Raw genomic sequence first — 19925 nt, forward strand, 5'->3', positions numbered from 1 at the left:
CTAACGGTACTTATATGCTCGGGAGTCGGGTGGCAACTGTCCTGTGGTTGCGTCATCTTCCGTCGGTTTCCTCTCCGACCTACTCGCTCGCTTGACTCGCTCCTTGAGGTCGGAGGCTCCACCTTGTAGTATGCTGAAACAGATCGTCGACGGCGGACAAGAAGAGATCCGCGTCGAAGTGGAAAAAGAGAGCTACGACGGACGGGTGATTCCGACAGAACTGGTCGTCAGACCCATTCACGGCGAGGAAGGGGAGGTCGTCGCCATCAGCGAGACGTTCCGCGATCTCTCCGGCAAGAAGCGCGCGACGGGGAGCATCAAATCCGCAGTCAACGAACTGGAAGCGTCCGCGGAAAGCATCGAGCAGAACTCCCGCGAGATCAGCACCCAGGCCGCCGATCAGGTGGAGGCGATCACGGAGGTGGCCGACGAGGTGTCGTCGCTCAGCGCCACGATCGAAGAGATCGCTGCCACCGCTGACGACGTGAAAGCGACGAGTGAACAGGCACGGGAACAAGCCGAATCAGGCGGCGAGGAGGCCGAAGCAGTCATCGACATTATGGCCGACCTCGAATCCGCCGCGCAGGGCGTGACCGAGGACGTTCGCGAACTCGACGAGAGTATCCAGCAGATCGACGAACTGGTGGACGTCATCAACGACATCGCCGATCAGACGAATCTGCTCGCGCTGAACGCATCGATCGAGGCCGCGCGTGCGGGGGAGGCTGGGGACGGGTTCGCCGTCGTCGCAGACGAAGTCAAGAACCTCGCCGAGGAGTCACAGCAACGTGCCAGCGAAATCGAAGAGATCGTCGCCGAAATCCGGGAAGATACGACGGAAACGGTCGAGAGCCTCGACGAGACGAACGAGATCCTGGATGTCGGCAGCGAGAAGGTCCGTAGCTCGGGTGAGACATTCAAACATATCGCCGAGGTAGTCGAGGACGTCTCCACCGGCGTCACGGAGGTCGCCGATGCTACCGACGATCAGGCGGCCAGTACCGAAGAGATCGCCAGTATGGTCGATCAGACGGCCGAAGAGTTCGAACGGGTCGCAGACGAGGCGGAGGCTATCGCCGCCGCAAACGAACAACAGACCGAGCGAATCGGAGAAATCAGCAGGGAGGTCGACGAGATGAACGCCCTCGACGTACAGAGTGATCTGTGATTTAGGCTGGATTCGTCCCCGCTACCGCGCGGGACGATGAGGACTCGCAAACGAGACGGTCTACCTCGTACTGTCGGTTATCGGATAGACTGGCAGACACAGCTACTGCAACACCGTCGCTGGAAGGACCGTTCTTTGACTCGTCGGCCTACTCCGTCGCCTCCGTCAGGAAGGCATCGATAGCGTCGCCGCCCTGGAAGCCACTCGCTAACCGGCCGACGACCTCGCCGTCCTCGAAGAAGAGCAGCGTCGGGACGCTTTTGATCTGGAACCGGTCGATCAGCGGCGGGTCGTCGCGGGGGTTGACAGTCGCGACCGTGAGGTCCTCGTGGGCGCGGGCGACGTTTCCGATCACGGGTTCGATGCTCGCACACAGCGCGCAGCCGTCGGTGTAGAACTCGACGAGAACGCGGTCGTGTTCGGCGAGGAGGGCGTCGAGATCGGCTTCGCCTTCGAGGGCAATGGGACGGTCGGGTGCCGAAGTTGTGGACGTGTTCGTACTCATACTACCAGTTGGGCGTCCAGCGGTATATATCGTGGGCGCAATGTCCAAGGTTACGCACATCCGTGCGGTCCGCACGCCCGGGAAGCAATAGCATTCCCCACTCGGGGGCACGATCCGCTGGGATTTGGGGGCGGGGAGACGAGCGGCCCCCGGCGCAGTCGAACGCGGTGGGCGCGATCGTAACGAGGACGGGACCGGCGTTGACGGCCGGAGAGCGTGTCAGCCCTGCCCATACCGGAGTATGCGGACCGCTCGCATTCCGGTACCCTATCGTGATGTTTAAGTAGCGACCACGGCTTGTTCAGACTGCGATACGCTGTAGGGGGATGGCCCCCGAGTCCGAGAGGGCGACAGTACGAGACCGTGTGTTGCGGTAGCCAAGCCTGGCCCAAGGCGCTGGGTTGCTAACTCAGTGGCGTCAAGCCCCCGGGGTTCGAATCCCCGCCGCAACGCTCACCGGACTTACCAAAACTCCATGAGTGCAGAAGAACCACAGGACGACGCTCCCGAGGAGGAAGAAGACCTCCGATACTTCGTCAGGATCGGGACTACCGATCTAGACGGGACGAAGTCGGTCGAGCGGAGTCTCACCGACATGAAAGGAATCGGCAAGCGCACCGCGCGCATCGTCTCCGACGCCGCCGGCGTGGACCGACACGCGACGTTCGGTCTGCTCGACGACGACGAGATCGACGCAGTCGTCGACGTCGTCGAGAACTTCGACGAGTACGTTCCCGAGTGGATGGCGAACCGCCGCAACGACTTCTTCAGCGGCGAAACCACCCACAAGACCGGGTCCGACCTCGAAGAGAAGCGACGGCACGACATCAACCGGATGAAGATGATCGACTCCTACAAAGGCGTCCGCCACAAGCGCGGACAGAAGGTCCGCGGACAGCGGACGAAGTCCACCGGCCGGACCGAGGGGACGATCGGCGTCAACGTCGAGGCGATCAAAGAGGAGGCGGCCGAGGAGGCCGCCGCCGAAGAAGAGGAAGGAGGCGGCGAACTATAATATGGCGACCGGAAACAACACGAAGCGGTACGAGACCCCGAATCACCCGTTCCAGGGTGAGCGCATCGCCCAGGAGGGCGATATGCTCGGCCGCTACGGACTGAAGAACAAAGAGGAACTGTGGCGCGCCCAGTCGGAACTCCGGAACTACCGACGGGAGGCCCGGCGCCTCATCGGCGAGGCGCAGGGCGACCTGACAGCGGCCGAGGCGGCCGGCGAGGAGTTCCTCGCACGGCTCCGTCGCTACGGGATCCTCGCGACGGAGGACGACATCAGCCGCGTCCTCGAGCTGGACGTCACGGACATTCTCGAACGCCGACTGCAGACCGTCGCGTACCGCAAGGGCCTCGCAAGCACGCCCGAGCAGGCGCGACAGTTCATCGTTCACGGCCACGTCACCGTCGACGGCGCACGCGTCACGCGCCCCGCGAAGATGGTGGAGTCGGCCGAGGAAGACAGCCTCGCGTTCGACGAGACGAGTCCGCTCGCGGACGACCTCCACCCCGAACGTGCGGAGGGACAGGAGTAACCCATGAGCGAATCCGAAACAACCAGAGACAAGTGGGGTATCGCCCACGTCCACGCGTCGTTCAACAACACGCTCATCACGGTGACGGACCTGACGGGCGCGGAGACGATTGTGAAGTCGTCAGGCGGCGCCGTGGTGAAGCAGAACCGAGACGAGGCATCGCCGTACGCGGCGATGCAGATGGCCGAATCCGTCGCCGAGGAGATCAAGGCAGCCGGAATCGAGGGCCTGCACGTCCGCGTCCGCGGTCCGGGCGGGAACGGCAACAAGAGCCCCGGCCCCGGCGCACAGGCGACGATCCGTGCGCTGGCTCGCGCCGGCCTCGAGATCGGCCGCATCGAGGACGTCACGCCGATCCCACACGACGGGACGCGAGCGCCCAAAAACAGCCGACTCTAAGATCAACAGATGACGAACGATTTCGAGGTCGAGTTCATCGAACGCGGCGACCGGACGGCCAGATTCCTGGTCCGTGGCGCCTCGCCGGCCATCGCAAACGGTATCCGCCGGGCGATGATCGCCGACGTGCCCACGTTCAGTATCGACACCGTCCGGTTCGTCGAGAACTCCTCGGTGATGTTCGACGAGATGATCGGGCTGCGACTCGGACTCGTCCCGCTGACGACGCCCCTCGACGACTTCGAGGAGGGCGACGTCGTCACGCTCGCGCTCGACGTCGAGGGGCCGGCGACGGCGTACTCGGGCGACCTCGAGTCGGCCGACAGCCTCGTTCAGCCCGCCGACGAGAACATCCCCATCATCGAACTGAAGGAGAACCAGCACCTGGAACTGGAGGCCGACGCGGTGCTCGACACCGGGAAGGCTCACGCCAAACACCAGGGCGGCGTCTCCGTCGGCTACCGACATCTCCAGCGCGTGGAGGCCGTCGGCGACGCCGGCGAGTTCGACGACGAGGAGCCGAACATCCTCAGGGGAGTCATCGAGGAGGCCGCGGCCGAGCACGCCGCAGACGGGAGCGCCGCCGACGGCGATCTCGTCCCCACGGACGCGTTCGACAACGACCTCACGAACCGGTATCCGGGCAAAGAACTCGAAGTACACGACGTGTCCGACGCCTTCGTCTTCCACGTGGAGACGGACGGCTCGTTCAGCGTCGAGGAGTTGGTGCTGCGCGCCGCCGAGTCGCTCGGCGACCGCGCGGCCGAACTCGAAACGAAAGTCGCGATCTAACACCACAGCACGATGTCTGTCCCTTCACTCCCCGTCCGACGCCCGCCCGCCGTGCCGCCGGCAGCGTCGTCGCCGGCGTTCCCGCCGTCACAGGCTGCGAGCGCCGCGATCGACGCGAGCCGGTGCCGTCACGGTCGGCGCCGTCGGACCGAAAGGAGTTTGAAGGGGCACGCAGTAACTCGGAGTGCGAGCAGGGATAGCCAAGTCTGGCCAACGGCGCAGCGTTCAGGGCGCTGTCCCATAGGGGTCCGCAGGTTCAAATCCTGCTCCCTGCATTTTTCGGCTCGGCCGAACGGGCGAGCCGTAAAATCGGAACGCAGATTGGAGCCACGGGAGCCGCAGCGGTCGAGCGCAGCGAGACCGATCGTCTCCCGGCGGTTCAAATCCTGCTCCCTGCACTCCGTTTTCTCTCAGGAGGTACACAATGAGTAAGACGAATCCGAGACTCAATAGTCTCATCGCCGAGCTGAAGGCGGTCTCCCGCGAATCCGGTGCCACTGTCTGGCAGGACGTCGCGGACCGTCTCGAGAAGCCGCGGCGCACCCACGCGGAGGTCAATCTCGGGCGTATCGAACGATACGCACGCGAGGACGAGACCGTCGTCGTCCCCGGCAAGGTGCTGGGGAGCGGTGTGCTGCAAAAGAACGTCACAGTCGCGGCGGTCGACTTCTCGTCGTCCGCTCGAACCAAGATCGAACAGGTCGGGGACACGGTCGCGCTCGAACGCGCGATCGAGGAGAACCCCGACGGAAGCAACGTGCGGGTGATCCGATGAGCCTCGCGGAGTTCGATGCAGACGTCGTCATCGACGCACGGAACTGCATCTTCGGTCGCGTCGCCAGTCAGGTCGCAACGCGCGCCCTCGACGGCGAGAAGGTCGCGATCATCAACGCCGAGGACGCAGTCATCACCGGCTCCGAGTCGGACGTAATGTCCACGTACCGCAAGCGCGCGGAACTGGGCTCCGACCGCGGACCCCACTACCCGAAGCGTCCCGACGGCATCTTCAAGCGCGGCGTGCGCGGAATGCTGCCGTACAAGGAAAAGCGCGGTCGCGAGGCGCTCTCGAACGTCCGCGTCTACGTCGGCAACCCGTTCGACGAGGACGGCGAGACGCTCGAGGACACCACGCTGGACCGCCTTTCGAACATCAAGTTCCTCTCGCTCGGGGAGGTTTCCGAGAACCTGGGTGCGAACGTCACATGGTAACGAACACGTCCGGAAAGAAGAAGACGGCCATCGCCCGCGCCACCGTGCGCGACGGCGAGGGTCGGGTCCGAATCGACTCCCAGCCCGTCGAACTGATCGAACCGGAGATGGCCCGCCTGAAGATGCTGGAACCGTTCCGCATCGCCGGCGAGGACCTCCGGTCGCAGGTCGACATCGACGTCAGCGTCTCCGGCGGCGGCTTCGCCGGGCAGGCTGACGCCACGCGGACGGCCATCGCCCGCGGCCTGGTGCAACATCTCAACGACGCCGAACTCCGTGACGCGTACATGGAGTTCGATCGCTCGCTGCTCGTCAACGACGTGCGCCAGTCCGAACCCAAAAAGTGGGGCGGCCCCGGCGCACGGGCCCGCTACCAGAAGTCCTACCGCTGAGGTGATCCAGCTATGATGATACCAGTCCGGTGTTTCACCTGCGGCAACGTCGTCGGCGAACACTGGGACGAGTTCAAAGAGCGCGCCCGTGAGGGCGACGAGGACCCCGGCAAGGTGCTGGACGAACTCGGTGTCGAGCGACACTGTTGCCGACGGATGATGGTGTCGCACAAGGACCTCGTCGACGTCGTCGCCCCCTACCAATGAGCGAGAACGTCCACTACAACCGGTACGAGAAGGCTCGCATCCTCGGCGCGCGAGCGCTGCAGGTGTCCTACGGCGCGCCGGTGCTGATCGACACCGACCAGTCGGAACCCATCTTAGTCGCCGCCGAGGAGTACGACGCCGGCGTCCTGCCCTTCACCGTCAACCGCGAGGGCAACTGAGATGACGCGTATCACGAACGTCTCGCTCCGTCGGATCCTCGACTCCCGCGGCAACGCGACCGTCGAGGCCGACGTCCTGACCGAATCCGGCGGCTTCGGCCGTGCTGCGGCCCCCAGCGGAGCGAGCACTGGCGAGTACGAGGCCATCGAACTCCCGCCGAGCGAGGCCATCGCCGCCGCCCGGGAGCACGCGATTCCCCGGCTGGTCGGCGAAGTGTTCGCCGGCAACCAGCGGGACGTCGATGCCGCGCTGCACGCCGCCGACGGTACCGGGAACTTCTCGGAGATCGGCGCCAACAGCGCCGTCGCCATCTCGATGGCGGCCGCGAAGGCCGGCGCCGACGTGCTCGGTGCGCCGCTGTACCAGCATTTAGGTGGTACATTCCGCGGCGAGTCGTTCCCGACGCCGCTCGGGAACGTCGTCGGCGGCGGTGAACACGCCAAGGAGGCGACCCACATCCAGGAGTTCCTCGCCGCGCCAGTCGGCGCCCCGAACGTCTCCGAGGCCGTCTTCGCGAACGCGGCCGTCCACGCACGCATCTCCGAGATCCTCGACGATCGCGGCGTGCCCGCGGCGAAGGGCGACGAGGGAGCGTGGGCGCCGCCGATCTCAGATGCCGAGGCCTTCGAGGTCGTCGACGAAGCCGTCGACGACGTCGCCGACGAACTCGGGTTCGAGATCAGCTTCGGCCTGGATATGGCCGCCGCGGAGCTGTACGACCCCGACGAAGGCGGCTACGTCTACGGCGACGACGTGAAATCGACCGCCGAACAGGTCGACTACGTCGCCGAGATGGTCGACGAATACGACCTCGCCTACGTCGAGGACCCACTCGACGAGGACGATTACGAGGGCTTCGCGGAGCTGACAGCCCGCGTCGGCGACCGCACGCTGATCTGCGGCGACGACCTCTTCGTGACGAACGTCGAGCGCCTGCAGGCCGGCATCGACGCCGATGCCGGCAACGCGATCCTCGTCAAGCCCAACCAGATCGGCACGCTGTCGGACGCCTTCGACGCGATCGAACTGGCGACCGAGAACGGCTACGAGACGGTCGTCTCCCACCGCTCCGGCGAGACGGAGGATACGACGATCGCACACCTTGCTGTCGCCACCGACGCCGGCTTCATCAAGACCGGCACGGTGGGCGGCGAGCGAACCGCCAAACTCAACGAACTCATCCGCATCGCGGACGACGCAGTATGACAGACAACGACAACGACGCGGTCGAAGTCGTCGACGACGACTCGGAGGCCGAAACGGCGGCCGACGACGACGTCGAAGCGACGACCGAGGCCAACGCCGAACCGACCGAACCGGTCGCCGAGGCCGCCGAAGACGAGGTCGCCGCCGACGACGGCGCGGCCGCCGAGGAGGCTGCCGAGGCCGAACAGACAGAGGAATCGGGCCCGACGTTCGACGAGAACGTGATGCCCGACGAGGAGGCCGATCTCCTCATCCCCGTCGAGGACTACCTCTCGGCGGGGGTCCACATCGGGACCCAGCAGAAGACCCAGGATATGGAGCGGTTCATCCACCGGGTCCGCGACGACGGGCTGTACGTCCTAGACGTCAGTCAGACGGACTCGCGGATCCGGACGGCCGCAGACTTCCTCGCGAACTACAACCCCGAGCAGATCCTGGTGACGAGCTCCCGGCAGTACGGCCGCTTCCCGGCGACGAAGTTCGCCGACGCGGTCGGCGCCCGCGCCCGCACCGGCCGATTCATCCCGGGGACGCTGACGAACCCCGACTACGACGGCTACATCGAGCCGGACGTCGTCGTCGTCACCGACCCGATCGGTGACGCCCAGGCGGTCAAGGAGGCAATCACGGTCGGCATCCCGGTCATCGCGATGTGCGACTCCAACAACCAGACCAGCAACGTCGACCTCGTCGTCCCGACGAACAACAAGGGGCGCCGCGCGCTGTCTGTCGTCTACTGGCTCCTGGCGAACGAGACGCTCGACCGCCGCGGCAGCGACACCGTCTACGCCCTCGAAGACTTCGAGGACGAGATCTAACCGTTTCGACGCTCGACGCTTTTCCGTCCTGTCACTGACCGCGAGTCGCAGCGCTCGTCCGCAATAGAAGCGGCAGCCACAGGCTCTCGAACCGCTCAGACGCTTGCCAGTATCGTTATTCGCGTCTGCCTCATAGCGGGTAGTATGCCCGAACTGCTCGATCAGCTCACTGTGGAGGAACTCGCGGCGGCGATCGACGCCGACGAGGACCTTACCGTGATCGACACCCGCCCCCCGGAGAGCTTCGACGCCTGGCACGTCCCGGGCGCAGTGAATATTCCGTACCACCCGATCGAGGGGCTGGGCGACGGTCACGACTGGGCGGACGTCGAGGCGATAGCAGCAGCGGGCCCCACGGCGATCATCTGCGGGAAGGGGCTTTCCTCGACGTCGTTCGGCTTCGAGCTCGGCAGCCGCGGACAGGACGTCAAAGTCGTCAAGGGCGGAATGGAAGACTGGAGCAAACTGTACGACGTCGTCGAGATCGAGACCGAGGGCAACCTGTTCCTCGCACAGATCCAGCGGCGCGCGAAGGGCTGTCTCGGCTACGTCGTCGGCGACCGCGCCGCGGGGAAGGCTCTCGCCGTCGACCCGACCCGCCAGAGCCACGAGTTCGAACTCCTCGCTGCCGACGCCGGGATGGTGGTCGACGGCGTCGTCGACACGCATATTCACGCCGATCACCTTTCGGGCGGGCGCACGCTCGCCGATCGGTGTGACGTGCCGTATTACCTGAGCGAAACCGCCGAAGAGCGTGGGGTCACATACGAGTACAAACCGATCGCGGACGGTGAGACGCTCTCGGTCGGCGATGTCGACGTAGAGGTACTCGCCGCGCCGGGGCATACCACCGACCTCGTGAATCTGCTCGTCGACGGCCGCTATCTCCTCTCGGCGGACGCGCTGTTCGTCGAGTCGGTCGGCCGGACGGAACTGGAGTTCGGAGAGGGTGGCGCCGAGCGGGGCGCAGAACTCCTCTATGAGACGTTACACGAGCGGTATGCGCCGCTCGAAGACGACGTCGTGGTGCTCCCCGGCCACGTCTCCGTCGACGCCGACGGGCGCTTCGGCGCTGGGAAACCGGGCGAACTCGTCGCTGCGCCGCTGGGCGACCTCCGGGCGGAACTCGAACTGTTTTCCCTCGATCGCTCCGCGTTCGTCGACCGCGTGTCCGGGCAGACGAGCGAGAAGCCGCCGAACTACGAGGTCGTCATCGACGCGAACCGCGGGATCCTCGACCTCGAAGAAGAGGAGGCGACCGGCCTGGAACTCGGGCCGAACAACTGCGCGGTGTAGCGTGTCCCCGCCGAGGTGACACTACCGGAACAAGGGTTTTGCGCGCCCGTCCCCAGATATGCGTATGAACCTCTTTCGGAGCGTGCAGGCGATCGCGGGTGCGTCCAGCGGCGACGGCGCGTCGGCATACATCGACTGGCCGGCCGTCGCGACGGCCGCCAAGAGCGCCACCGAACCCGGATCGCTGGATCTGACGCCCGCCGAAAAGGAGGGCTACGCCGCCGACGTCCGCGACGCCCGGAGCCGACTCCGCTCTGTCGGCGGCGTCGAGTTCGACGTCCCGAACGCGATCGAAGTGCAGAACCGCCACCACTGGATCGACTCGAACATCACCACCTTCCGACGCGTGATGCGCCCGCTTGAGTCGAACATCGAGGTCACCTTCCCGGCCGCAACGCGTGTGCTCAACACCGGATCGATGTCGTTTATGCTCTCGTTTCTGGCCTCGCACGTCCTCGGGCAGTACGACCCGCTCCTCTTGGCCGACGGCGACGCCGAGCACGAACTCTACTTCGTCCACCCCAACATTGTCGACGCCGCGACGGAACTCGACGTCGACTACCCGCGGTTTCGGCGCTGGATCGCCTTCCACGAGGTCGCCCACGCCGCCGAGTTCGGCGCCGCCCCGTGGCTGCCCGAGCACCTGGAATCCCGAATGAAAGACGGCCTCGAGTCGCTCACGAGCGGCACGTTCGACCGCGAGGCGTTCCGCGACCTCGACGTGGCGATGACCGCCGTCGAGGGGTACGCCGAGATGCTGATGGACCGGGCGTTCGACGAGGAGTACGCCGATCTGCGCGCGAAACTCGACGCCCGGCGGCGCGGCGGCGGCCCGGTGGCGCGCATCGCGCGGCGACTGCTCGGCCTGGGGTTGAAGCGGCGGCAGTACGAACGCGGTGCCCAATTCTTCAGCACGGTCGCGGACCAGCGGGGAGTCGCGGCGGCGGCCGCCGTCTGGGAGGAGCCGGCGAACCTGCCGACCGAGGCGGAGCTGGACGACCCAGCGCGGTGGCTCGCCCGGGTCGATCCGTAGGCTGTATTCCACGCGGCGGCCGACCGCCAACCGTCATACTCTTTCGCTCCGGGTGAGTACGGCCGAGTACGTATGCGCGTCAGAGACTGGCAGGACATCCTCGCGGACGTGACCGACGCCGACGTCGACCCGGACGGCTGGCGGGCCGTCGCGGGCGATAGACGCGGCGGACTCGGCGAGGACCTCTACCTCGGCCACCCGAACGCTGGCGTGTACGCGCTGAAGACGTACACGAAGAACCCCACCGAACTCCGCGGCGTCGGAGCGCGCGTCGCCCGGCGGATCGACGAGGACCTCGAACCGCTGTTGCCGCGGGAGGAGCGCGAGGACGCCGGCCGCTTTGCCGTCCAGTCGCCGCCCGAGGACGAAGCGCACGCCGAGACGATGGCGACGCGTCTCGAAGAGACCGTGAAGGTCCACGCCGAGGCGCCGACGACACCCGACGACTTCTTCGAGGACGTGATGGATGCGCTGGACAGCCCCGCGTTCGGTCCGATGGAGTACGAGTTCGACGGCCGGCCGGACCGGCTGGAGGACCTCTCCGAGGAGTTCGCCGACGCGGACGAACTGCTCTCGAAGGACCTCGACGACCTCGTCGAGTCCGACGGCGTCGACCGCGGGTTCCAGTGAGCCCCTGCTCTCCCCGCGCCGGCCACAGCGGAGGGATCTGAGTGGTCGGACCGAGTATGACCGACGCCGAGCGCGACGTGGCGAGCCGTCGGCTCAAGGCCAGTTTCGTCGCACTGGTGGCTGTCTCGGGCGGCTTGATCGCGCTCCAGGCCGGCGGCTCGCCCGTGATCATCGCCGCCGGGGTCGCGAGCGGCCTCGTGCTGGGGTGGGCCCTTCTGTGGTTCATCCTGCGGTGGTGGGCGGAGTTCCTCCCGAACCCCGACACCGGCGATCGACGCGACCGATAGCGTCTTACCGCACGAACGGCAGGTACGCCACGTGCAACTGCGCGGCCGCATCGTCGACGTCGGGGACGAACGCGAGGTGGACACGAAGTACGGCTCGCGGTCGCTCGCGGAGGTGTCGGTCCGGCCGGACGGGGAATCCGACATCAAAGCGTCGGGCGCGGCGACGTGCCGACTCACGCTGTGGGGGAAGTGGACCCACACCGTCGACCACGCCGAGGCAGGGATGGAACTGGTCGCCACCGAGATCGAGGAGTCGGAGTACCAGGGAGAGACGACCTACGCGACCACGGGCGAGTCGTTCGTCGTTCTGGAACCCGGCTTCCTCGTCGACGTGACCGACATCCGGTCGTGGGTGCAGTGCCCGCGGATGTACTACCTGAACAAACTGTCGGGGATCCCGCTGAACTACCCCGTCGTGAAGGGGACGATCGTCCACGAGGTGTTCGGGGACCTCCTCCGCGATCGGGACCTGGAGACGGCGATCGACGACCGGGTGCGCGAGGCGGGCCTGGAACTCGGACTCCTGGGCAGGGAAGCCGCCGAGGTGCGCGACGAGGTGCGCCGGAACGCCGCCGCGATTGAGGGGTGGCTCAATCAGGGAACGCTCACCGAGGAGGACGCCTGGCGCTCGGAGTACACGCTGATCTCGCCGACGTTCGGGATCAAGGGCCGCGCCGACGCGCTCCGCCGCGGGATGCCGGTCGAACTCAAGACCGGGAAGAACACCAAACGGGAGCCACGCTTCCACGACAAGATCCAGGCGGCCGCCTACGCGCTCGTGCTCTCGGAACGCGGTGTCCCGGCCGACACCGGCACCCTCCTGTACACCAAAAACACCGCCCTCGAACGGACCGAGGAGACGGGCGATCTCTCGCCCGCGAAGGAGTTTTCCATCGGCGACGGCCTGCTCCAGTTCGTCGTCCGGAAACGGAACGAGATCGCCGCGATGGAATTCGAGACCGACGTTCCGACGGGCTACGAGGCCGACGCCCGCTGTGAGTACTGCTTCGAGCAGGACACCTGTATGGTCGTCTCAGGTCGACTCGACCAGGAGTCGAAGGCGGGACAGATCGGCGACGCGGTCCCCGAAGCCGAGCGGAGCTACTTCGACCGCTTCTACCGCGCCATCGAGGCCGAGCGCCGGGCGGTCCACGCCGAGTACCGAAAGCTCTGGGAGCAGTCCGCCGACGAACGGGCCGACGACGACCGGGCGCTGCTCGGTCTCGAACCGATCGGGCGGCGCGAACTCGACGACGGCCGGTGGGAACTCCGCGCAGAGAAGTCCGACGACGCCGTCTCGAAGCTCCGGGCCGGCGACGTCGCCTTAGCGAGCGACGGCGATCCGGTCTCCGGACACGCGGAGCTCTGTCGCATCGTCGAACTCGGCTCGGAAGTCGTCGTCACCGCAGACGAACCCCTCTCGGTCCGTCGGCTCGACGTCTACCCCTCCGAGATCGGCGTCGATCGGATGCACACCGCGCTCCACGACTTCGTGTTGAAGGGCGATCCCGACCGCAAGGACGTCCTGTTCGGCCGGCGGGAGCCCGCGTTCGCGGAGCGATCAGCGGGGGACGGCGACCGCGACGCAGGGGCCGACGACCGCAGCGAACCATTCGTCGACAACAACGAGGCACAGAACCAGGCGGTCCGACTCGCGATTGACGCGGAGGATTTCGCGCTCGTCCACGGGCCGCCCGGGACGGGGAAGACGTATACGATCGCACAGATTGTCGAAGAACTCGTCGACCGCGGGGACCGCGTGCTCCTGTCTGCGTTCACCAACCGCGCGGTCGACAACGCCCTGGAGTCGATCCGCGAGGCGGGCGTCGACGACGTGGTCCGCGTCGGCACCGAGAACGGCATCCGCGAGGATATGCTCGACGTCCGGCTGGAACGGGACGGCGAGCCGAACGACCGCGCCGCGGCGCTGCGCGAGGCGCCGGTCGTCGCCGCCACCACCGCCACCTGTGGCTCGCGAGTGATGCGCGAGGAGTCCTTCGACGTCGCGCTGGTCGACGAAGCCTCGCAACTCACCGAGCCGGGGACGCTCGCGGCGATCGATCTGGCCGACCGGTTCGTCCTCGTCGGCGACCACCAGCAGCTCCCGCCGGTCGTGCAGGCAGGCGGGGACGCGGGGGACGCCGAAGAGACGACAGCCGGAGGGACCGACTCGGATACGGCTGCCGGCGGCGATTCGCCGGCCGAGGACGGATCGGGGCCCGGATCCACGTTACAGACCTCGCTGTTCGAGCGGCTGATCGAGACCTACCCGGAGGCGTCGGTCCTGCTGGACCGACAATACCGGATGGCCCAGCGCATTCAGGCCTTCTCGTCGCGGGAGTTCTACGACGGCGAGCTCCGCCCGGCGAACGGCGCGGTCGCGGCACAGCGGCTCTCGGATCTCGGCGCCGACGAGGCCGCCCTGCCGCCGGAACTCCGCGATCCCGTCGCGTTCGTCGATCCCAGCGGTGAACGGGTCGGCAACACGAATCCGACCGAGGCCGACCAGGTGGCCGAGGTTGTCGACGCATACCTCGCGGCGGGCGTCGATCCCGACGACATCGGGGTGATCGCACCGTTCCGCGCGCAGGTGGCCGAGATAGCCCGTCGAGTCGACGTCACCGTCGACACGGTCGACCGCTTCCAGGGCTCCGCGAAGGAGGTGATCGTGGTCTCCTTCGTCGCGACCGGTTCGCTGGACGGCCCGCTCTTCGAGGACTACCGCCGCGTGAACGTCGCGCTCACCCGTGCGAAGAAGGCGCTCGCGCTCGTCGGCGACGCCGACGCGCTCGCCTCGGAGCCGTTCTACGAACGGCTGCTCTCGTGGGCGCAGCGGTCAGGCTAATCGTTGGTCAGGGAATCCTCGACGAGGGCGTCGATGTCGGCCTGAACGGCGTCCAGTGCTTCGATAGTCGTCCGGTTGTACTCTCGCTTGCTGACGTCTACGTGTTCGGGGACGATCTCGTGGGCCGCCATCGAGAGCTCCGCGAGCCGTCGACTCGAATCCGAGGCCTCGTAGGTCGGCAACGAGAGCTGCGAGACGACCGTCTTCGAGAGGCCGGATTTCCCCCCGTCGGTGAGCCCGTCGAGACACCGCTGGTAGGGCGTAGAGTTCAGGAGAGCACAGAGAAAGTGCGCCTCGTACTCGTCGTCCGTCGGGATGAACATACAGTGGTCGCCCGGGACCACCGGTTTCTCGCCGATATCGTCGTCTTCGACGGTCGAGACGACCGCGAAGTGCGGTTTGTAGCCCAGCCGGCACCAGACGACCTTGTAGGGCGACCAGGTGTAGGTGCCGAGTCCGAACAGGTTGTAGAACGTCCCCGACTCCAGCCACGACGACGACCGGGCTTCGAGGGCCGCCCTGTTGGCTTCGAGGTAGTCGTAGGTCGCCGGCGTCTCCCGTCGCAGTTCGGCTGCGTTGTCCTCGTTGGCCGACGACAGCGGAACCAGATGGAGGTCGTGGCCGAACAGGCCGTATTTGACGATGTGTTTCGATCGGAGGTACGGGTAGACGTGGTCGGGTTCCAGGTCGTCGAGTCGCTCGCGATCGACGCTGAACACCTCCTTGGCATCGTCCTTTAGCCCGTGCCGGATCCGGTGGCTACACTCACCGAGCGCCCGGTCTTCCGCGTCCGCTCTGACCCACGAGGAGGCCGGATCGTCACTCACCGGTACGAACCCCGTCGCCTCGCGGTCGGTCGTCGCTCGGAGCGCGTCGACGGTGGCGTAGTCAGGGCTCCCGCTGCGACTCGTCCACGCCGTCGCCGGAACCGGAAACGAGGTGTCGGTACCGGTATTCAGCGTGTACACGGCGGCCCCGACGTCGACGTCGCCGCCGAAAGGTCGCAGATCGGTGAAGTCGTGGACGTGCCGCACGGCGACCGGACGGTCGCCGACCCTGCCGGCTCGGAACAGCCGACCGGCCGGTCCCTTCGTGAGCCCCCGCTTCAGCACGAAGGCGGCGTCGCCGTCGGGCGCGAGATACCGGTGGATGCACGCCCAGACGAACGGCACGGAGACGTCGTCGTTTGCGTGGCCGAGTCTGGCCTCGACACCCGATTGCTGGAGGAGACCCAGCCGCTCGACGTACGTCTCCCGCCACGCGTCGCGGACTGACTCGGAGAGCGCCCCCCACGTGAGCCACGGGGGGTTCCCGACGAGGTGGTCGACAGTGAGATCGATCGGTCTCCCCCCCAGACTCAGTGTGTCGTCACGCGTCAGTCCGAGCGCGTCCGTCAGAAACACGGGGAGTTCGACCTCGTCAACCTCGCCTTCCCCCAGGAGCGGGAGCAACGCGCCGAGGTAGGACAGCTTCGCGCCCCTGACCGCCACGGGGTTGAGGTCGATCCCGACCACGGTGTCAGTGATCGCATCGACGACGGCCGCCGGCCGCTCGTCCGCGAGTGCCCCCCGCTTTACGGCGACACAGACAGCGAGGAACGCGCCCGAGCCACAGCCCGGATCCAGCACGGTTTCGGCGGCGTCGGGATCGAGTTCGTCGATCGCCAGTTCCGCCACACCCCGCGGCGTGTAGTACTCCCCAAGATGACGCCTGAGCTCGGCCGAAATGACCTGCTCGTAGAGCGTGCGGAGGAACGCCGGTCCCAGGTTCCCGGGGCCGACTGCGTCGAGGAAGGCGTCGGCTGCGTCGTCGATCGCGTCGGGTCCGACAATCTGCTCGTGCAGGCTTCGGAAGTCGACGGCGAGGGCGTCGGTGTTGTCACCCGGTTCGGGATTGACGAGGCGGAAGTCGAACCGCCGCTCCAGCGACCGGATGAGACTGTCGACGACGAAATCGTAGTACACCGAGTCGACGAACAGCCGTTCCCGCGGCCGCTCGACGTCGACGTCCCCGAAGACGTCGCCGTGGCTATCGACGAACAGCCGTTCCCACTCCCGCTTTGCCGTCTGTAGAGCGTCATCGTCGGCCAGTCGCGTCGCGACGGTCGACGTGTAGCGCTCGTAGCGGTCGCTGTCGCGTCCCCAGGCAGCGACGGCGGCGGCGTGGCCAGCCATTGTGAGACTCCCGTCCGGGTGTCCCGTTTCTCCGCGTCGATTAGTATCTTCGGCATCGGGCGGGACGCGGTGACCGTCAGGAAGCGATGACAACAGTCAGTATCAGTCGTCACCGTCCGCATCGATCGCCGCCTGCACCCTCGCGTGGAACTCCTGCAGGACCGCGCTCTCGTCTTCGGCGAGGACGACGTCACTGTCAAGTAAGGTCGCAAGCCCGAAGGCTCGCGGCGTCGGTGAGTCGACGCGGTGGGAGACGACCTCGACGTCGCCGCTGCCGATCGCCGAGAGGACATCTTCGATCGCCGCCACGTTGAGTTTGTCCTCGACGATCTCGCGGTAGGTCTCCTCGATCACCGCGAAGTCATCCAAGTCCTCGGCGAGTGAGAGGAGCATCTCCGCGGAGACCTGCTGTTCGGCCGCCGACTTCTCGTAGCCCTTGTAGCGTTTCAGGATCATCAGCGCACGCGTGGCGTTGATCCGGAAGTACCGCTTCAGGAGGTCCGTCCCGTCCAGTGCCTCCCGCAGTTCCGCACGGACCGAGTCGGGGTCGAGATCCCGGAGGACGGCGCCGACGTCGACCTTGCGGTTCAGCGGCATCGACAGCGAGAAGCCGTTGTCGGCGACGGCGATCTGGACGTTCGCGTTCGAGCGGTTCGCACACCGGACGGCGACGAGCCGCGAGAGCCCGTCGTTGAACCGTCGGCCGTACGTCGAGTGGACGTAGAAGTGCCGGCGGTACGTCTCCCGGTCGAGTTCCTCCTCGACGACGAACCGGCCCTCGGTGGCGACGCTCTCCGGCCCGGCGTAGCGACACTGTTCGTCGAAGAGCCGCGTGATCGCGCGGACGGCGTGCTCGTCGATCGGGAACGTCCGGAGCCACTCGCGGACGGCGGGCGAGCCGCCAGTATCCAGCCGATCGAGGAGATCACGCTGGAAGGCGGCGATCTCCCGGCCGAGATCGTACGACAGCGGCAGCCGTTCGGAGAACCAGGAGGGGACGGTTGCCCGCGCGGACGTCCGATCGACGTAGACTTTCGAGCCGCGGCGGTACCGGTAGGCAAAGCGCTCCCCGCCGAGGACGAACACGTCGCCCTCCTCTAAGGTATCGAGGTAATTCTCGTCGAGGGTCCCGACCCACTCGTCGCCCTGTCGAGTGATGACCTCGCAGGTGAACGAGTCGGGGATCGTCCCGATGTTCGTCATATAGATGACGCGCGCCATCCGACCGCGCTTGCCGACGAGCGGTTCGCCAACGTCGAACTCCGCGTAGTGGTGCTCGCCGTCAGGTGGGTCGTTGGTGTCGCGCCAGATCTTCGCGTAGACGTTCTGTTCTTCGAGTCCGTCGTAGTCGGCAGTGAGATAGCGGAGCAGCCGCTCCCAGTCGTCGTCGCCGTAGTTCCGGTACGGGTAGGCCCGCCGCAGCGTCCCCCGGACGTCGGCCTCGCGCCGCACAGCGTTGATCGCCATTCCGTAGACGTGCTGGGCGGCGACGTCGTGGGGCTTCTCTGGCACGAACACCCGGTCGACGAAGCCGTCTTCTGCCTTCTGCAACATCACCGCGCACTCGACGAGTTCGTCGCGGTCGAGGGCGATCACGCGCCCCTCGACCGTCTGTCCGAGGCTGTGGCCCGCGCGACCGACTCGCTGGAGAAGTGCGGCGACCGACTTCGGCGATCCGACCTGGACGACCAGATCCAGATGCGGCATATCGATCCCGAGTTCCAGGCTCGTCGACGTCGTCACCACGTCGAGACTCCCCTCCTTCAGGCCCTCCTCGACGTCCTGGCGGCGCTCCTTCGAGAGGCTGCCGTGGTGACACCCCGAGTTCGAATCGTCGTAGGCGTCGAAGCGCTCGCGGAGATTCTCCAGCACGCGCTCGGCGCCGGACCGGGAGTTCGTGAACACGAGGGTGTTCCGGTGGTCGTCGACGAGTTCGTGCAGTCGGTCGTAGAAGCCCGTCTGCACCTCCGCGCGGGGCGTGTGGATCAGATCGTCGGTCGGACACTCGAGTTTGAGATCGAAATCGCGGGCGAAGCGCGTGTCGACGACCTCACAGTCCCGTGGCTCGCCGTCGTCGTCGCGGCCGACGAGGAAGTCGGCGATCCCGTCGATCGGTTCGACCGTCGCCGAGCAGCCGATCCGAGTCGGGGAGGTTTCAGCGAGGTCCTCCAAGCGTTCGAGCGAGACCGAGAGGTGAGTGCCCCGCTTGTTCGCCGCGAGGCTGTGGATCTCGTCGACGATCACGTACTCGACGGAGCGGAGTTTCTCGCGGAATTTCGGCGCATTCAGCAGGATCGCGAGCGTCTCCGGCGTCGTGTTGAGGATGTGGGGCGTCTGTTCGAGCATCTTCTGGCGCGCCGCCGAGTCGGTGTCGCCGTGGCGGATCGCGTGCCGCACGTCGACGTCCGCACCCCGTTCGTCGAGACGCTCGCGGATCCCCGACAGCGGGACCGTGAGGTTACGGTGGATGTCGTTCGCGAGGGACTTCAGCGGCGAGACGTACAGGCAGTACACCGAATTTTTCAGCCCGTCTTCGCGCTCTCGACCGCGTGCGAAGAGATCGTTGAGAATGGCGGAGAAGGAGGCTAGCGTTTTCCCCGACCCCGTCGGCGCACAGACCAGCGCGTTCCGACCCTCGTCGATGAGAGGGATCGCTCCGCGCTGGGGCGGCGTGAAGAAGCCGCCGTTCTGCTCGACGTACCGACCGAACTCGTCGACCCACCACTCCCTGACAGACGGTTCTAACCGTTCGAGGACGTCGCCGTCGGCGATCTCGACCGTGTCGGGGTCGAAGTCGAACGGATCGGTCGCCCCGGCCTCGGAAGCGCCCCCGTCTGCGCTGCTCGCGCCTTCGGTCCCGTCGCGATCGGGGGGCGAGTCGGCGACGCCGCTGTCTTCTCCGCCGGCTTGGACGCCGCTGTCTTCCCCGTCGACGTCGGCGGCGATCCGCTTGAGCAGTTCCCGCCCGCGCTCCGGCATTATGTGGGGGGTTGGGCCGCAGGAGTAAGTGGGTTCTCCCCGAGCGCTCCGGCTCGTAGACGTGACAGCAATCTCGGACTGAGGTTTATATGCGATCCCGCGGCCAGCGACCGTGTGACCTGACAAGGGCCCCGCGCCGGGCAGCGGTTGTTCGGCACGTCGGCGTGGGAACCACCGCGAACGCGTCTCTCGTGCCGACTGTTCGCTCACTCGGATTCGAGAACTCGTCCCGAACGCCTATCGGCCACCGCACCGTAGCGG

20 protein-coding genes and 2 tRNA genes are annotated in these 19925 nt (G+C 66.6%); 19 read left to right on the plus strand and 3 right to left on the minus strand.

Going from position 1 to position 19925, the window contains the following annotated elements; all coding sequences use genetic code 11:
* Positions 1-130: 130 nt before the first annotated feature.
* Positions 131-1168, plus strand: a complete 1038-nt coding sequence (locus RJT37_RS14530) for a methyl-accepting chemotaxis protein (protein ID WP_313685556.1) — start codon at positions 131-133, stop codon at positions 1166-1168.
* Between the two features lie 148 nt (positions 1169-1316).
* On the opposite strand, the gene RJT37_RS14535 is transcribed toward RJT37_RS14530, so the two are convergent.
* Entirely contained in the window at positions 1317-1673 is a 357-nt protein-coding gene (locus tag RJT37_RS14535; protein WP_313685558.1) for a thioredoxin family protein, read from the minus strand.
* A gap of 367 nt (positions 1674-2040) precedes the next feature.
* Between RJT37_RS14535 and RJT37_RS14540 the strand changes: the two genes are divergently transcribed.
* From RJT37_RS14540 to RJT37_RS14625, 18 genes are all read left to right on the plus strand, one after another.
* A tRNA-Ser gene (locus RJT37_RS14540) sits at positions 2041-2125 on the plus strand.
* A gap of 23 nt (positions 2126-2148) precedes the next feature.
* On the plus strand, positions 2149-2688 hold the full coding sequence (locus RJT37_RS14545; RefSeq protein ID WP_313685560.1) for a 30S ribosomal protein S13: 540 nt from the start codon (positions 2149-2151) through the stop codon (positions 2686-2688).
* 1 nt (position 2689) lies between these two features.
* A complete protein-coding gene (locus RJT37_RS14550; protein WP_311171619.1) occupies positions 2690-3217 on the plus strand; it encodes a 30S ribosomal protein S4 in 528 nt (175 codons plus the stop codon).
* Between the two features lie 3 nt (positions 3218-3220).
* Positions 3221-3616, plus strand: a complete 396-nt coding sequence (locus tag RJT37_RS14555) for a 30S ribosomal protein S11 (RefSeq protein ID WP_121559362.1) — start codon at positions 3221-3223, stop codon at positions 3614-3616.
* Between the two features lie 9 nt (positions 3617-3625).
* Complete coding sequence (locus tag RJT37_RS14560) at positions 3626-4408, plus strand: DNA-directed RNA polymerase subunit D (protein ID WP_313685564.1); 783 nt, start codon at positions 3626-3628, stop codon at positions 4406-4408.
* A gap of 190 nt (positions 4409-4598) precedes the next feature.
* Positions 4599-4683, plus strand: a tRNA-Leu gene (locus RJT37_RS14565).
* A 149-nt stretch (positions 4684-4832) separates the two neighbouring features.
* Entirely contained in the window at positions 4833-5183 is a 351-nt protein-coding gene (locus RJT37_RS14570; protein WP_313685565.1) for a 50S ribosomal protein L18e, read from the plus strand.
* Positions 5180-5617 (plus strand): 50S ribosomal protein L13, encoded by a 438-nt coding sequence (locus RJT37_RS14575; protein WP_313685567.1) that lies wholly within the window; start codon positions 5180-5182, stop codon positions 5615-5617. Before RJT37_RS14570 ends, RJT37_RS14575 begins: the two co-directional genes overlap by 4 nt.
* A complete protein-coding gene (locus RJT37_RS14580; RefSeq protein ID WP_313685569.1) occupies positions 5611-6009 on the plus strand; it encodes a 30S ribosomal protein S9 in 399 nt (132 codons plus the stop codon). Before RJT37_RS14575 ends, RJT37_RS14580 begins: the two co-directional genes overlap by 7 nt.
* 12 nt (positions 6010-6021) lie before the next feature.
* On the plus strand, positions 6022-6216 hold the full coding sequence (locus tag RJT37_RS14585) for a DNA-directed RNA polymerase subunit N (RefSeq protein ID WP_313685571.1): 195 nt from the start codon (positions 6022-6024) through the stop codon (positions 6214-6216).
* Positions 6213-6395, plus strand: a complete 183-nt coding sequence (locus RJT37_RS14590; protein ID WP_311171627.1) for a DNA-directed RNA polymerase subunit K — start codon at positions 6213-6215, stop codon at positions 6393-6395. The genes RJT37_RS14585 and RJT37_RS14590 overlap by 4 nt, the downstream gene beginning before the upstream one ends.
* A gap of 1 nt (position 6396) precedes the next feature.
* On the plus strand, positions 6397-7602 hold the full coding sequence (gene eno, locus RJT37_RS14595) for a phosphopyruvate hydratase (protein WP_313685573.1): 1206 nt from the start codon (positions 6397-6399) through the stop codon (positions 7600-7602).
* On the plus strand, positions 7599-8420 hold the full coding sequence (gene rpsB, locus RJT37_RS14600) for a 30S ribosomal protein S2 (protein ID WP_313685575.1): 822 nt from the start codon (positions 7599-7601) through the stop codon (positions 8418-8420). Before eno ends, rpsB begins: the two co-directional genes overlap by 4 nt.
* A gap of 144 nt (positions 8421-8564) precedes the next feature.
* Positions 8565-9716: an MBL fold metallo-hydrolase gene (locus tag RJT37_RS14605; protein ID WP_313685576.1), complete on the plus strand. Its 1152-nt coding sequence runs from the start codon at positions 8565-8567 to the stop codon at positions 9714-9716.
* A gap of 64 nt (positions 9717-9780) precedes the next feature.
* Complete coding sequence (locus RJT37_RS14610; RefSeq protein WP_313685577.1) at positions 9781-10749, plus strand: zinc-dependent metalloprotease; 969 nt, start codon at positions 9781-9783, stop codon at positions 10747-10749.
* A 72-nt stretch (positions 10750-10821) separates the two neighbouring features.
* Entirely contained in the window at positions 10822-11379 is a 558-nt protein-coding gene (locus RJT37_RS14615) for a hypothetical protein (RefSeq protein WP_313685578.1), read from the plus strand.
* Between the two features lie 41 nt (positions 11380-11420).
* On the plus strand, positions 11421-11666 hold the full coding sequence (locus RJT37_RS14620; RefSeq protein WP_313685579.1) for a hypothetical protein: 246 nt from the start codon (positions 11421-11423) through the stop codon (positions 11664-11666).
* Between the two features lie 31 nt (positions 11667-11697).
* Positions 11698-14511, plus strand: a complete 2814-nt coding sequence (locus tag RJT37_RS14625; protein WP_313685581.1) for an AAA domain-containing protein — start codon at positions 11698-11700, stop codon at positions 14509-14511.
* Here the strand turns inward: RJT37_RS14625 and RJT37_RS14630 are convergent.
* Together RJT37_RS14630 and RJT37_RS14635 are read right to left on the minus strand one after the other, a co-directional pair.
* Positions 14508-16685, minus strand: a complete 2178-nt coding sequence (locus RJT37_RS14630; protein ID WP_313685583.1) for an N-6 DNA methylase — start codon at positions 16683-16685, stop codon at positions 14508-14510. The genes RJT37_RS14625 and RJT37_RS14630 overlap by 4 nt on opposite strands.
* A gap of 102 nt (positions 16686-16787) precedes the next feature.
* A complete protein-coding gene (locus tag RJT37_RS14635; protein WP_313685585.1) occupies positions 16788-19664 on the minus strand; it encodes an ATP-dependent helicase in 2877 nt (958 codons plus the stop codon).
* Between the last annotated feature and the right edge of the window lie 261 nt (positions 19665-19925).

Source organism: Halobellus marinus (assembly GCF_032113415.1).
GTDB classification, from domain to species: domain Archaea; phylum Halobacteriota; class Halobacteria; order Halobacteriales; family Haloferacaceae; genus Haloquadratum; species Haloquadratum marinus.